Here is a 14,030-nt window from a genome sequence, read left to right as displayed (position 1 = left end):
GCGCATGACGAGTAAGCGCTCAAAAATATCCTTTTGATTCGAATGAAGGAAGTATTGTAAGAATCATCTTCAAGTTACCAGGAAGAGTACCTTATCAGGAAGGAAAATAGTAGCGGTAGATTGAGTGCTATTGGGACATCGCAGGTCCGCCCAACGGAATTTGAACAAGCACTTTATTCCCGGCTTCGAGGAATTGAACAGGATACAACGCGTTGAGAATTGCAATGCCTCTGCCATGGTTATCGAAAATGCGGACATCTTCAAACTGAAGGTATTTTTTAAAGTTGAAACCTTTACCCATGTCTTCAACCAGGATCGAAAAATATTCGGTGGTTCTCGTTAGTTTGACTGTAACGAACTTGTGCATGTTTTCGGGAAGGGCCAACCGGCGCGCAACTTCAGATGCCAGTTGATTGAACGCTATCAATTCGGTTTTCTCTTCATAAGTAAGTCCGGCATTACCGTGTTCAACTGCATTCGACAATAGTTCAGAAATGTAGATGGCTTCCTGCGGATTCGGACATTCATTGGCTATGTGCACTGCAAGGTTGTCGCCTTCCTCCACTGTTTGAAACCGAAAAGTACCTTCCTGAAGATTACGGAACATGCGCTCACTCTCTGCCAGTTTTCTGAGCAGTTCCTTTTTCCTCTGATAATCAACAATGGCTGCCTTTATGGTTGACATCAGCAAGTTCTTTCTGACAGGCTTCACGAGGTAAAAAAAAGCGCCTGCCTCAATACCCTGCTGAATGTCTTCAGAATTGCCCATCACTGTTTGCATGATCACCTGGATATCCTCATAGCTTTTGTTTTGCTTCATGCTGCGCAGTAATTCTATACCTGAAATCCCGGGCATGCTCCAATCCAGCAGCATCACTTCAATTTCACGGGCATGTTTAGTCAGATAGGTCATGGCCTCTGTGGCATGATGCGCCGAGTGCACAGTATAGCCTTCTTTCTCAAGTGATGATTTTACAACATTGGAGAAAGTGACGTCGTCGTCAACGAGTAAGAGTGTATGAGCCAAAAGGAGGTGTTATGATATCTAAAAAATTTATGTACGTAGTAAATAATAAAAAGTTTTTATATACTGAAAAAAAATGAAATAAATGAAGCTTTCGAATTTCGAAGTGAGTTTAAAGGATGTTATCAATGAAAGATAATTGTTACTGCGTTTTCGGATTCGTGGTACCCGCTAAAAGTTGCTTCGGAATTTTTTCAGCTTTTTTTGGCGGCTACAACGCATGCTTTTTTATATTTTTTTACGGTGCCATCAAGGTTGAACAGCTCTACATATACCATGTAAATACCGATAGCGGCTTTTTCATTTTTATCTGTAATGCCATCCCAGGTAAACAAACCACTTTGTGATAACAATGCATTATGAACGAGATCAGTAACCAGCCGTCCCTTCTCATCAAAAATCCGGATGTTCGCGGTATAACCCGACTGGTCAAATTGATAACTAATGGATAAGACATCATTAAACCCATCCTGGTCGGGAGAAAAGGCTTCGGGCGAAATCGTGATTTCATCGCTTGTGCCTGGTTGTATGTATTGTGAGTTTTTATAGGACGGCGTGCCAAACCCAATGGTGGAAGCGGCGGAATGCCAGTTGAGCGAATCCTGTGTGGGAGAATTAAAATAGATGCGTTCAAGTGCTACACCCTCCACATCATCAATCAATGCAAACTGCCACGATGCATAATAATGAAACTGATCAATCCTGCTTCCGGACTGATTAACCAGAACAACTACGCCTTCATCATCATTGAAAGTGGGAAGATCCATGTCAATAAACCAATCAGGATTTTCGGCGAGATAAGATTGTTTTATTGAAACAGGATTTTCAGTCAGCACCATATACTGACCTGGAAAAAGAAGCGCACTTTCGGTTACAATATTTTTTATGCTGATGAGCGAATCATTGTTGTCAGTGGTGGCAACAGATAAATCTTTAAGGTCGATTATCTTCTCAGCATTATTATATATTTCGAGATAATCATAACCGCCACTCATTGGATTGAAAAGCAATTCATTAATTAATATTTCACCTGCAGCTATTTCACCCGGAATTGCAAACTGTGCTGTGTTATTGGTATCAATCACATTGCCGGAACAATCAGAAAGTGAATTCACCGTAACAGTGTAAACAACATTGGAATCTATAGCCGGATTCAACAGCAATGCTACCGTTGTAAAATCAGGAGGAACAACGGTAACGGCAAGCACTTGTCTTGACGGATCAATTTGATAATTGGATAATTGAGCAGCAACTGCACTGTCGAGCGATTCATTAAAAATCAATTGTACGCCTGATGCATCGATCAAGGCAGCACTGATCAAATGCGGCGCTTCGATATCAGGGTTTGAACCGAAAACAGAATTTTTTTTACCCGGAGTTCCGCCGGAAGCATTGTTGGAGGCAATCCAGTTATTCGTTCCCTGGCATGGACTATTGGGATCAATCAATTCCAGCGACCAACCTCCTTCCGCTTTTATTACATCTCCATACCACGAACTGCTATAAGCCACGGTATTGATCACACTGCCAAAAGAATTTTTAATGGTCAGTTCATCGCCATCATTATTCAAAGATGGAAAAGAAGGCAATCCAATCACATTTCCAAAAGAAGTAAAAAGGCTTGCATTTCCATCATCACATAAAATAACAAATGAATCGGGTTGCAAAATAAACGCTGAAAGTGTTTGCGTAGAAGTGGCATCACTAAAGGTCCATCCTGTAAGATCAATGGGCACAGCTGATTGGTTGAACAGTTCCGTGAATTCCGCTGCAGGCAATCCAACGGCGGGATCAGGATCCGACATTATTTCATTGATCACAACATCATTTGCCTGTGCTGTGTAAAATGCAAAGTCCGCTGTAGCGGTTACGAGCATATTTCCCAGCAGGTCTTTTATATTATTCACGGTAACAGTACTGGTGATTCCATTTGGAAATGAGTTGGTAAAGGTAAGATGTACCAGTTGCGGATTCGTGATATCTCTTTGCACAATGGAAGGATTTCCTACACTGTTGTTCACCGAATAATTGAATTCTTCTTCTGCTGATAGTTGTTCAACGGGTTCATTAAAAAGAAGATCGAGTTGATTGGGAGAGATGGCTGTAGCGGCTACTATCTGTGGCGGATCGATATCCACCACAGGTTCACCAACATGAATATTGTCAAAGTAGAAAGCATCCGAACGTGTGCTGGTGTATTTGCAAAAAAAACCAAAGTATCCTGTTGTGGTAATTGTATTATCAGTTACAGTGCCTTCCAGCGAATAATTCGTTCCGCCTGAAATATCTGAATATACCTGCCAGTTGCCTGCGTTGTCGCGGGTAACCTTAATGCCAATACTGTTAACAGTTGCAGCAACATGTCCGTCAATACCTGAAAGAATCAATGTTTCAGTAGTGCCTTGCTGAAGATAAAGATCGATTGCATCATTACTGCCATCTTCACCCATTTTTAAAAAATAACCATTCTGCGGCAGCTTAAGATTTGACTGGTCAGCTACCAAATATGCTTTCAGATAATTACTGTTAGATGGAGAAAAATCCATCTTGAAATAGAAAACCCATTCTAAGTTGTCAATGATGATATTCGGCGTGGAAAGATTAGCAGTGTCTGCAACGGCCGGTGCATTCAGGTGTAATTGCTGCGCAACATTTACTTCAAACTTCGCATCATCACCGGTCCATGCAGGATTTGTTGAAAAATTGCCGTCAGAAAAATCATCCTGCACTTGTGCAAAAGTGGTTGCAGCAAAAAATATGGAAAGTAAGAAAGTGAAGAATTGCTTCATACTGCTTATTGATATCCTGATTTATCTTACCAAAGTAAGAATGTTTTGAAAATATAAAAGGTGACTGATAAATGCTAAGGTTTATTCTGCAACACTAGCTCAATGCGTTGCATCACCTCATCTGTGAGCAGCGGTATCGCTTCTATGGCTTCCAAATTTTCTTTGAGCTGCTGCACCCGTGAAGCACCTAAAATTACTGTGCTCACATTGGGATTTTTCAAACACCAGGCGAGAGAAAATTTAGCCAGTGAAATATTCAGTTCATCAGCAATTGCTTTCAAGCTTCTTACTTTTTCTAATGCAACCACATCATTCAGCTTTTGTTCTTTCAGCCATTCCATTCCGGCCATGCTCAATCTCGTTTCGCCCGGTTTATCCGATAAATATTTTCCTGTTAAGAATCCTGAAGCAAGCGGCGACCAGATGGTAGTTCCCATGCCATAACGTGCAAATAAAATGGAGTATTCCGATTCAAAACGCTCCCGATGTAACATGTTGTATTGAGGTTGTTCCATGGTGGGACCAATCAGGTGGTGTTTTTCGGCAATGGTGTGTGCCTCGGTAATTTCATTGGCACTCCATTCCGATGTTCCCCAATATAAAATTTTCCCCTGCTGAATAAGCTGGTGCATTGCCCATACCGTTTCTTCAATTGGTGTTTCCGGATCGGGGCGATGACAGAAATAAAGATCAAGATATTTTACATTCAGCCTTTTCATAGCTTGTTCGCAGGCTTCGGTTACGTGTTTGCGATGAAGACCTTTTTGTGTGGGAAGTTTTCCAACGCCAAAGAATACTTTACTGGAAACGCAATAGGAATCGCGATCCCATTTCATTTTCTTCAGTATTTTGCCCATCACCTTTTCCGACTTGCCACGGGCATATATTTCCGCATTATCAAAGAAATTGACGCCATGATCATAAGCCGTCTTCATAAGGTTTTCAGCTACGTCATCTTCTATTTGCTTTCCGAAAGTGAGCCAGGAGCCCAGCGACAATACACTGAGTGGCAGTCCTGATTTCCCCAAACGACGGTATTCCATATTGTTTTTTTTAAGAATGATTATAGGCTGCTGATAACATACTTGTTTTGCTTTCTCATGCACTTCTTGAAATTACATCCGCACTTTAAAACATCTGAGTCGGGCAAGTTGTGCAGCACTCAGTAAAAGTATTTAATTAAGGCCAACTGTAAAAACGCCCTCCTCAATGAACAGGTTTGTCATTCTAATAAAACTTTAAAGGGTACCATGATCTGATACATTTTCAGCTAACTTATAAATTCATTGTATTTTACCTTGATAATTAGGGTTCACGTTATCCTTTTTCTATTTTTGTACGAAATGTCTGGTTCCACTCATAAAACCTTGATGATTGTATCAGTTGCATTAATGATACTGTTGGCTGTTTCTTGTGACAATCGGGAAGTTGTAAATGTCACGCGCGTGGGCGAATTGGAGAAGCTCATTCGCGATGGCGATCTTACTACACATGCAAAACTTAAAGAACTTACAGCCCAGCCAAATTTATATGCCATTGGCAACACCACGAATAATGAAGGATTTATTACTGTGATTAACGGTAAGTGCTATGCAAGTTCGGTTGATACAGCAAGGCAATTGATGATTGATTCTTCCTGTAATTCAGAAGCAACCCTGCTCCTTTATTCTAATGTTACGAAATGGAAGCAATTTGAAATTCCGGCTGATATAGTTACTTTGAAACAACTTGAGCAGTTTATATCCAATATGGCCGCGAAATATAACGTGTCAAAAACAGCAGCGTTTTGTTTCCGGTTAAATGGAACCGCAGCGGCAATTAACTGGCACGTGGTGAAATGGAGAGCGAACATGAAGGAAATTACCTATAAAAAGATGCATACGCTTGGACTTACCGGTAGCTTAACGAATGAACCTGTTGAAGTGATTGGTTTCTATTCTAAAGAATCCAAAGAAATATTTGTGCACCAGGAGACGGTGCTGAACATGCATTTTGTGAATCACGATCATTCTATAGCTGCACGCATTGAGGATATCAAACTTGATGGAAGAATGAAATTGTACCTGCCGGAATCTTCGCCTGAATAAAGGTGCATTAACAAACAATTTGCAAAAGCCAGGATGAAAAAATTAAATCAGGTCAACATCTTTGCGGCGACATTTTAAAAAAATCATGATCCATCATTTCAAATTGTTGCCCGTGTTGCTGATTGCAACAGCAGCATTGTTGAATTCCTGCAATTCGGCTAAAAGTTACAATGCCACCACCATCGGCGAGATGGAAGATCTTATAAAAAAAGGCGACATGACAACACATATAGCATTGAAGGATATTCAAAGCGCGCCACACAGTTATGCAATCGGCTCTGTTACCAATCTCAAAGGTTTTATTGTAGTGAATGATGGTAAGCCTTACACTTCTTTTGTGCAAGGGGATTCAGTGGCCATTGATTCCAGTTGGAATACGGCAGCGACCTTGCTCGTTTATGCGCATGCAGAGAACTGGAAGGAAATTTCCATTCCTGCTGAAGTAAAGAACTGGAAGCAATTAGAAGATTTTGTGATGACAACCGCAAAAGAAAATAAGATCAACCTGGATGTTGCTTTTCCGTTTTTGTTAAAAGGAAGAATGGTGAGCGTGAATTGGCGGGTGACTGATTGGGACATCAATGATAAAGAAGTCACCAACAAAAAAGTAAAAAATTCCGGATTAAAAGGCGAAGCAAACGATGTGAATGCAACAATCGTTGGTTTCTATTGCACCAAACAATACCGTGTGCTTGCTGAACACAGCACCAAAATGCACTTACACTTTGTGAGTGATGACAAAAAAGTTTCAGGCCACGCTGATGATATTGCGCTGGATGGAAATATGAAATTGTATTTGCCTGAGGAAGCAGGAAAGGAATAAGATGAAAATCGAATAAACTTCCCGATAAAAAATAAATAAAGTACGGGTTAGAAAGTGAGGTCAGAAGCGGATTCGAACCGCTGTAGAAGCTTTTGCAGAGCTTTGCCTAGCCACTCGGCCATCTGACCTTATTTATTTTAAGGGGAGCAAATCTAAATGATATTTTCGATTTTCACCCTATGCTAAAGCATGGAGTTCGAGATATCGTAATGAATGTTGTTATGCAGAAGGAAAAGTGATGCAGTTTATTTAAGCTTCAATTTCCGATTTCTTCATCGCAGTATTGTATAAAATGTATCCCATTGCTGCAAAGAAAAACACACCCAACAACTGATAACCGTTTTCACCCAGCATCGCTGACAATGCATGTTCCCTGCTGATATTGTTCAGCCATTTGCTGATACTGTCCGATGCCTGCAGGAAGGCTACAATCACACCCATCAATGCACCTCCGGCCACCAATCCTGTTGCCAGCAAGCTTCCTCTTCCCAATTCCGCATCTTCCTGCTTGTCGCCACGACGTTTGGTAAGATAATCCACCAAACCTTTGATCGCTCCACCAATAAAGATTGGAAGTGTTGTAGAAAGTGGTAAGTAAAGACCGACTGCAAAAGAGAGCGATTTCACTCCGCAGAGTTCAACCACTATTGCGATGAATACACCTACCAGCACAAATTGCCAATCAAGGTTGAATGACAGCAGACCTTTGATGAGTGTGGCCATCAATGTTGCCTGTGGTGCGTTAAACTCTGTGCCGATGCGATGGGTGATGCCTTGTGCAATCTGATCTGCGGTAGGTTTATCAAGAAAGGCAACCGTAAATCCAATCACGAGTGAAGAAACAATTACGCCAACAAACAAAGCTATCTGCTGATATCGTGGTGTGGCACCAATAAGATAACCTGTTTTAAGATCCTGTGAGGTAGCACCGGCATTTGCCGCGGCGATACAAATCATGCCTCCAACCACTAATGCCATGGGTTCATACACATGACCTGTCCATCCAATGGCGATAAACACGAGCGCTGTGGCCATGATGGTGGCGATGGTCATTCCCGAAATGGGATTGTTACTGCTTCCGATTAAACCCACAATACGACTTGAAACGGTAACAAAGAAAAAACCGAAAATGATGACCAGCAGTCCAAGCAACAACTTGTATAAAATATTCGTACCCGGAATTTGCGGTAAAAAAGCCATCAAAGCAACCAATGCAATGCTTCCGAAAATCACCACCTTAAAGTTCAAATCATTTTCTGTACGTGAACGGACAACATCACTTTTTTCGCGCATCGAAGCCATCCCACCTTTGAAGGCGCTTGCAATGGTTGGAATCGATTTCAAGAGTGTAATGAATCCACCTGCAGCAACGGCGCCTGCACCAATCTGACGAACATAAGCACGATAAATCGCTTCCGCCATGTTTCCCCATTCATGTGTATCAGGATTCCATGCGCCACGGCCACCTGCAAGTAAAACATCTTTCAACATTCCAAGTTTTACCTGCTGCAGGGCAATTAAATCAGGTGAAATTAAAGTAGCCAAAAGTGGAATCAGGCACATCCATGCCAGCACGCCGCCGGCAACGAGCACGCCTGAAATTTTTGGACCTATGATGTATCCCACCCCTAAGTATTCTGGTGTAATGTCGCCGGCAATTTGGGCCGAAGGGAAGTATTTGTTTTTTTGAGAAGTAATCCAGGTAGGTGATTCAGCAACGATATGCAACAAGTGTTGCAGTATTGCATAACCGGTAGAAACTGCTAAACCGATGTAAGCAGGCTTGGCAAAGTCGCCGCCTTTTTCCCCGGCAATAAGTACCGAAGCGCAGGCAGTTCCTTCCGGATAAGGAAGATTACCGTGTTCCTGTACAATCAGTGAACGGCGCAACGGAATCATCATCAATACACCTAATATGCCACCAAAAATTGCCAGCGTTAGAATAGTCCAGTAAGAAAAATATTCGATGCCTATACTGTTGCCTGTTGCATCATCTGTGCTGAGAAACAGGAAAGCGGGCAGTGTAAATACAACACCTGCTGCAATGGATTCTCCGGCAGAACCGGTGGTTTGAATGATGTTATTTTCCAGAATGGTGGTTCCCAGAAATCTTTTCCCAAGGGAAATGGCCAATACCGCAATTGGAATGGAAGCAGAAACAGTGAGACCTGCTTTAAGTGCCAGGTAAACAGTTGCTGCCCCAAATAATATTCCGAAGATGCCACCAAGAATAATGGCACGCGGTGTAAATTCTTTCATCGAAGATTCTGGATCGACGTAGGGCTTGAATGCTTTTGTGGGTTCGGACATTAGGAATTAGGAATTAGGAATTATGAGTTATGACAGTTGACAGTTGACAGTTGACAGTTGACAGTTGACAGTTGACAGTTGACAGTTGACAGTTGAAATCGAATGCTAAAAGAAAGGTTAATCATCGACATTTCAAACATTCATTACAGTAACTTTTTCACCATTGTAATCAACAGCAAGTTATTCACCAATGCCCAATGCCGCGCAACTGACAACCGACAATTCACAACTGACAACTCACTACTCGCTACTCACTACTCTTTTCATTCCTTCCAAAAAGCAAGCCCTGCACCGCGGTTCATAAAGATCTTTTTCGCCAAGCAGCACCTGTGATTTTTCTGCTGATTTTCTAAATGAATAGGATGCGAGATTTCCGCACACCATGCAGATGGCATGCACTTTTGTTGCATATTCTGCCCTTGCCAACAGTTCCGGCATTGGGCCAAATGGTTTTCCGGCAAAGTCCATATCGAGTCCGGCTACAATCACGCGAATGCCTTTGCCCGCAAGCGTATCGAGCACACGCGGTAATTCCATGTCGAAGAATTGTGCTTCATCAATTCCAATCACTTCAATATTATCTGCCATCAGTAAAACCTGGTCAGAATGAGTTACAGGTGTTGAATGAATAGAGTTGGTATCATGCGAAACAATATTGGTTTCGTGGTAACGCACATCATTTGCGGGTTTAAAAATTTCCACTTTCTGGTTGGCGATTTTAGCACGCTTCAACCTGCGGATGAGTTCTTCCGTTTTTCCGGAGAACATGCAGCCGCAGATCACTTCAATCCAACCGGCGCGCTGCTGGCGTATGTAAGGTTCTATAAACATGCAGCCGTGAAAATAAAATAATCCGGGCTTCCGTTTTGGTTTGTATTTTTGAACATCAAAAAAATTGTAAGGATGAGTGACTACCAAAGAATCAGTGAACTGAATTCAAAAATCAGTTTTTTATTGGAAGCCGTCAGAAAAAACGGTGGTCATTTTACGGGCATTGACAAAGACCTGATCACTAATTATATGCGGGAACTGTACGAAATGGTGCTTGCAGTTCAGCCTTCGGCCCATTTGCATGCACAACCTGCAATCGAAATTCCATCTGTAATTGAAAAGACGGATCCAATCACAATTACAGACTTACCGAAACAAATAGAAATAATTCAGGAAATTGTTGTGGAACCTGTCCTGAGTACCGATAAGATGTCGGTAGTTGCGAATCATGTAGAAACTGAACCTGAATTAATTCCTGATAAGATAGCAATAAAACCAACCGAAAATTCGCAACCGAAAGAAGAAAAAGTGCCGGAACGTGAAGTGAAAAAAAATCCTGCGTCCGTTTCTAAAAAAAGTATTTCAGAATTGTATGCTGAAAAAACGGAAGCAACAGCAGGTACTTTAAATGATAAATACAAAAGTCAGGGAAAGGAAATCGCTGACACGCTCAAATTAACACCTATTAAAGATCTCAAGTCCTACATCGGGCTCAATAAACGCGTCAATTTTATCAGTTCTTTATTCAACGGCGGTGAGCAACAGTATGATGCGGCTATTTCAAAAGTCAACAGCTTTGTAAATTATCAGGAAGCATTGAACTATGTGCAGCAACATATTGCGAACGAATACAAATGGAAGGAAGAAGAGCCGCTTGTGTCAGAATTTTTTACGTTGTTGATGCGGCGGTATCTGAATTGATTTTTTCCAGGTACTTCATGATTTGTTCTGTTGCTCCTTTTTTTGATGCAACATACTCAAGGTTCAGTATTCCGGGCGAACCTGGTTGCTCAGCAAAATTCTTAAACGCGTCAATTAATTCTTTGCCGCATGTAATTGATTTAGCAGTTCCGGACTTGAGTAGTTCGTGCGCTTCATTAAATTTTTGAAAGTGCGGCCCGAACAAAACAGGCACACCATATACTGCTGCTTCCAGTATGTTATGAATGCCTTTTCCAAATCCACCACCGATATACGCCATGTCTGAATAACTGTAGATGGAAGACAGCAAACCCATTTCATCCACTATAAGAATGCGTTTACCGGCAATATTTTCCCTGGTGGCTGATGAATAGAAGATGGCTTCCTCTTTAAACTTATTGCTCAATGCGGCAAGATGTTGTTCACTCAATTCATGTGGAACAAGCATCCATTTCCATGGATAAGTTTTGAGTTGAATGAGTTCCAATAATAATTTTTCATCTTCAGGCCAGGTGCTTCCTGCAACAAACAACTTATTTCTTCCTCTAAATGATTTTATAATTGGAAGATCTTTCGGATGCTCTGCGATTTGCCATACACGATCAAAACGCGTGTCGCCTGTTATGCTGGCATTTTGAATATTAATCGACAGTAACAGTTGAAGAGAATCGTGATCTTGTAAAAAGAGATGTTGAAAAAGATGAAGCACATTTCTCCAGGGTTTTCCATACCATTTAAAAAAGAGCTGGTGTTTCCTGAACACTCCCGAAATTAATATGGCGGGAATTCCCTTCTGCTTTAACGCTTTCAGATGATGGTACCAGAATTCATATTTCACAAAAACAGCGAGTTGCGGATGAACCATGGCAACAAATTTTTGTGCATTGGAAAAAGTATCCAACGGCAGGTAGAAAATATAATCTGCTCCTGCATAATTTTTCCGCAGCTCATAACCCGAAGGCGAAAAAAAAGTGAGTACGATTTTATGGTGTGGCCATTTGTTCTTATAAGCTTCCATCAAAGGTCGTCCTTGCTCAAATTCACCTACAGAAGCGCAATGAAACCAAACACGTTGTTCATTTTTTTGCAGTGCTGCTTCCATCCGCTGAAACTGATTTTTCCTCCCTTTCAGCCATTGCCGAGCTTTATTGTTCCAGCCACCTGATAGCAGAATGCCCAAGTGATAAAACTGAATGCCCAGGGAATAAAGCAGGGTGAAGAAAAAATTCATGGAAACAATTTAATGGAGCATGGAATTTTCACGAAGGTGAAGAATCTTTCCTGCTTCGTAATTTGAAGGAGTTAAAAAGTGTACACCCGTTCTTCGCCGCTGCCATAAAAGGGAAGAATCCAGCTCAGTTTAATGCCCAGCAAAACATCAAATCGTTTTTGCTCATCCTTTTTCATCTGATCAAAATTCCAATCGCGGCGGTTTTGGGTAAAGCCTTCCGTAGCCTCCAGTCCTATGTTGAAATTGACCAGCTTGCGTTTGTCGAGGTGCGTATATCCAACATACTGTGAAAGCGCTAGTCCATTAGTAAGTCGGTCATAACCTTTGGCATAGTCATCCAAAACATTCGGAAGTGTATTATTGGGGGAAGAAAGTTTAATCCTGTGTTGAAGAAATCCTACACCGGCCATCAGGGTAATTCCAGAGTTGGGATTGGATTTTCCTACAGGAAAAATCTTCCCGAACTTACCTAAGAAAGTGGTGCCTCTTTCGAAAAGAAAAACGGTTTCATAATACCCGTCAATTCCAATCAGTCCGCCGGATGCTGTATAGAGATAATTTAAAATGGTGTCTTCGCGAACACTGCCGCCAAAAAGGTAACCGGCCTCCACACCGAGCAGATAATTATGAGAAAGCTTGAAATAAAAACCGGCAGCAAGATTATTATTCACACCAAAACGGTCGGCCATATCACCAAACGGAAACTGGAATGCATAACTGAATGTCAGCAATTTTGCATTGACCGTAGTGTCGTTGATATTGCTTTTGAATTGTGCGTGCGATAATAACGGGCAGGCAAGTGCCAGTGAAATTATGAAGCAATATTTTTTGATCAGTCGCATTAACGACAAAAGTAATCGAATTAAATTTTTTGAATAAAGCCAGCAATAATGGGTGCAACCCAAATTGTTGCATTGATAGTTGGAAAAAAAGTAAAATCATAGCTGTCATCCCGAATTTATTTCGGGACCTCCCAATTTACCAGAGATGCTGCCCGCAGAATCCTTTGGAAAATAAATTCGGCATGATGGTTCCATTTAGCGACAATGCTATGCAACTGAAATAATGGAATGTCTGCGACAAACTATTCAAATAACTGTTCAGTCTCTCTTTATGATTCGCAAAATGTTAAGACAAGCCGCAATAGTTTCTTTTTGTTTGAATGCTTAAACTCACTAAGAAAATTTTCGAGGAAGAGCCACTCGCAAAGACGCTAAGCACGCAAGAGCAGAAACTGCATTTTCTTTGCGCGCTCAGCGCCCTTACGAGGAAACTTTGAAGAGGAAATTGTCGCGCACTTATAATGGAAAATCCGAATTGACAAAGGGATTTTTTACAGGTAGTCAGCAAGTCAACTTTCCCTTTCTTATTCACCGCCGCTGTATATCTTTGCGGCTTCAATTCAGAACTGCAGCATGCGAAAGATAGAAATGGTGGATTTGAAGGCGCAATATCAACAGATAAAACCTGCTATTGACAGCGCCATTCAGGATGTGGTGACTTCGGCTGCATTTATCAATGGAAAGCCAGTGCAGGATTTTGCCAGGGAGCTCGAATCTTATCTCGGAGTGAAACATGTTATTCCATGTGCCAACGGTACTGATGCTTTACAGATTGCCATGATGGCGCTCGACCTGCAACCAGGAGATGAAGTGATTTGTCCTTCCTTCACCTATTATGCAACAGTTGAAGTGGTGGCACTGCTGAAACTAACACCGGTTTTTGTGGATGTGAATCCGCGGACATTTACGATGGAGGCCAATGAAGTGGCGAAAGCAATTTCCCCCAAAACAAAAGCGATTGTGCCGGTTCATTTGTACGGGCAGGCTGTTGATATGGAACCATTGCTTGCTTTGGCCAAAAAATATTCCATTCCGGTGATTGAAGACAATGCACAAGGAATAGGTGGTCATTATATTTTTTCTGACGGAAGCAAAAAGAAGACGGGTGTGATGGGAGAAATCGGATGCACTTCTTTTTTTCCTTCGAAAAACTTAGGTGGCTATGGTGATGGTGGTGCAATGTTTACCAATGATGATGCATTGGCAGCTAAGCTTCGGATGATTGCGAATCA

At 41.6% G+C, this 14,030-nt stretch carries 11 protein-coding genes and 1 tRNA gene; 4 read left to right on the top strand and 8 right to left on the bottom strand.

Translation table 11 applies throughout. The annotated features are described in order from the left end of the window. Window positions 1-127 precede the first annotated feature (127 nt). The 3 genes from IPO83_04910 to IPO83_04900 form a co-directional block, all read right to left on the bottom strand. The gene (locus IPO83_04910; protein MBK9730617.1) at window positions 128-1,027 is read right to left on the bottom strand and encodes a response regulator; all 900 of its coding nucleotides are present in this window, start codon (window positions 1,025-1,027) and stop codon (window positions 128-130) included. Window positions 1,028-1,218: 191 nt separating this feature from the next. Beyond that, a complete protein-coding gene (locus IPO83_04905; protein MBK9730616.1) occupies window positions 1,219-3,813 on the bottom strand; it encodes a lamin tail domain-containing protein in 2,595 nt (864 codons plus the stop codon). Between the two features lie 74 nt (window positions 3,814-3,887). Then, window positions 3,888-4,856, bottom strand: a complete 969-nt coding sequence (locus IPO83_04900) for an aldo/keto reductase (protein ID MBK9730615.1) — start codon at window positions 4,854-4,856, stop codon at window positions 3,888-3,890. Between the two features lie 327 nt (window positions 4,857-5,183). Here IPO83_04900 and IPO83_04895 point away from each other — a divergent pair, with 327 nt between their 5' ends. Beyond that, window positions 5,184-5,900 (top strand): hypothetical protein, encoded by a 717-nt coding sequence (locus tag IPO83_04895; GenBank protein ID MBK9730614.1) that lies wholly within the window; start codon window positions 5,184-5,186, stop codon window positions 5,898-5,900. An 85-nt stretch (window positions 5,901-5,985) separates the two neighbouring features. Then, window positions 5,986-6,723 (top strand): acetolactate decarboxylase, encoded by a 738-nt coding sequence (locus tag IPO83_04890; protein MBK9730613.1) that lies wholly within the window; start codon window positions 5,986-5,988, stop codon window positions 6,721-6,723. Between the two features lie 57 nt (window positions 6,724-6,780). On the opposite strand, the gene IPO83_04885 is transcribed toward IPO83_04890, so the two are convergent. The 3 genes from IPO83_04885 to IPO83_04875 all read right to left on the bottom strand — a co-directional run bounded on the left by IPO83_04885 (window position 6,781) and on the right by IPO83_04875 (window position 9,864). Continuing rightward, a tRNA-Cys gene (locus IPO83_04885) sits at window positions 6,781-6,851 on the bottom strand. Between the two features lie 121 nt (window positions 6,852-6,972). Further along, the gene (locus IPO83_04880) at window positions 6,973-9,033 is read right to left on the bottom strand and encodes an oligopeptide transporter, OPT family (GenBank protein ID MBK9730612.1); all 2,061 of its coding nucleotides are present in this window, start codon (window positions 9,031-9,033) and stop codon (window positions 6,973-6,975) included. 240 nt (window positions 9,034-9,273) lie between these two features. Then, window positions 9,274-9,864 (bottom strand): thymidine kinase, encoded by a 591-nt coding sequence (locus IPO83_04875; protein ID MBK9730611.1) that lies wholly within the window; start codon window positions 9,862-9,864, stop codon window positions 9,274-9,276. 72 nt (window positions 9,865-9,936) lie between these two features. On the opposite strand from IPO83_04875, the gene IPO83_04870 reads away from it, so the two are divergent. Continuing rightward, the gene (locus IPO83_04870) at window positions 9,937-10,725 is read left to right on the top strand and encodes a hypothetical protein (protein ID MBK9730610.1); all 789 of its coding nucleotides are present in this window, start codon (window positions 9,937-9,939) and stop codon (window positions 10,723-10,725) included. Here IPO83_04870 and IPO83_04865 read toward each other — a convergent pair. Both IPO83_04865 and IPO83_04860 read right to left on the bottom strand, forming a co-directional pair. Beyond that, window positions 10,694-11,956: a 3-deoxy-D-manno-octulosonic acid transferase gene (locus IPO83_04865; GenBank protein ID MBK9730609.1), complete on the bottom strand. Its 1,263-nt coding sequence runs from the start codon at window positions 11,954-11,956 to the stop codon at window positions 10,694-10,696. The genes IPO83_04870 and IPO83_04865 overlap by 32 nt on opposite strands. 71 nt (window positions 11,957-12,027) lie before the next feature. Beyond that, complete coding sequence (locus IPO83_04860; protein ID MBK9730608.1) at window positions 12,028-12,798, bottom strand: hypothetical protein; 771 nt, start codon at window positions 12,796-12,798, stop codon at window positions 12,028-12,030. Between the two features lie 573 nt (window positions 12,799-13,371). Between IPO83_04860 and IPO83_04855 the strand changes: the two genes are divergently transcribed. Further along, on the top strand, window positions 13,372-14,030 hold a 659-nt coding region (locus IPO83_04855), incomplete at its 3' end, for an aminotransferase class I/II-fold pyridoxal phosphate-dependent enzyme (protein MBK9730607.1).

The sequence above is a fragment of the Chitinophagaceae bacterium genome, from assembly GCA_016717285.1.
Taxonomy (GTDB): Bacteria; Bacteroidota; Bacteroidia; order Chitinophagales; family UBA10324; genus JACCZZ01.
The sequence above is the reverse complement of the archived record's forward strand: the minus strand, read 5'-3'. Positions and strand labels throughout refer to the sequence as shown.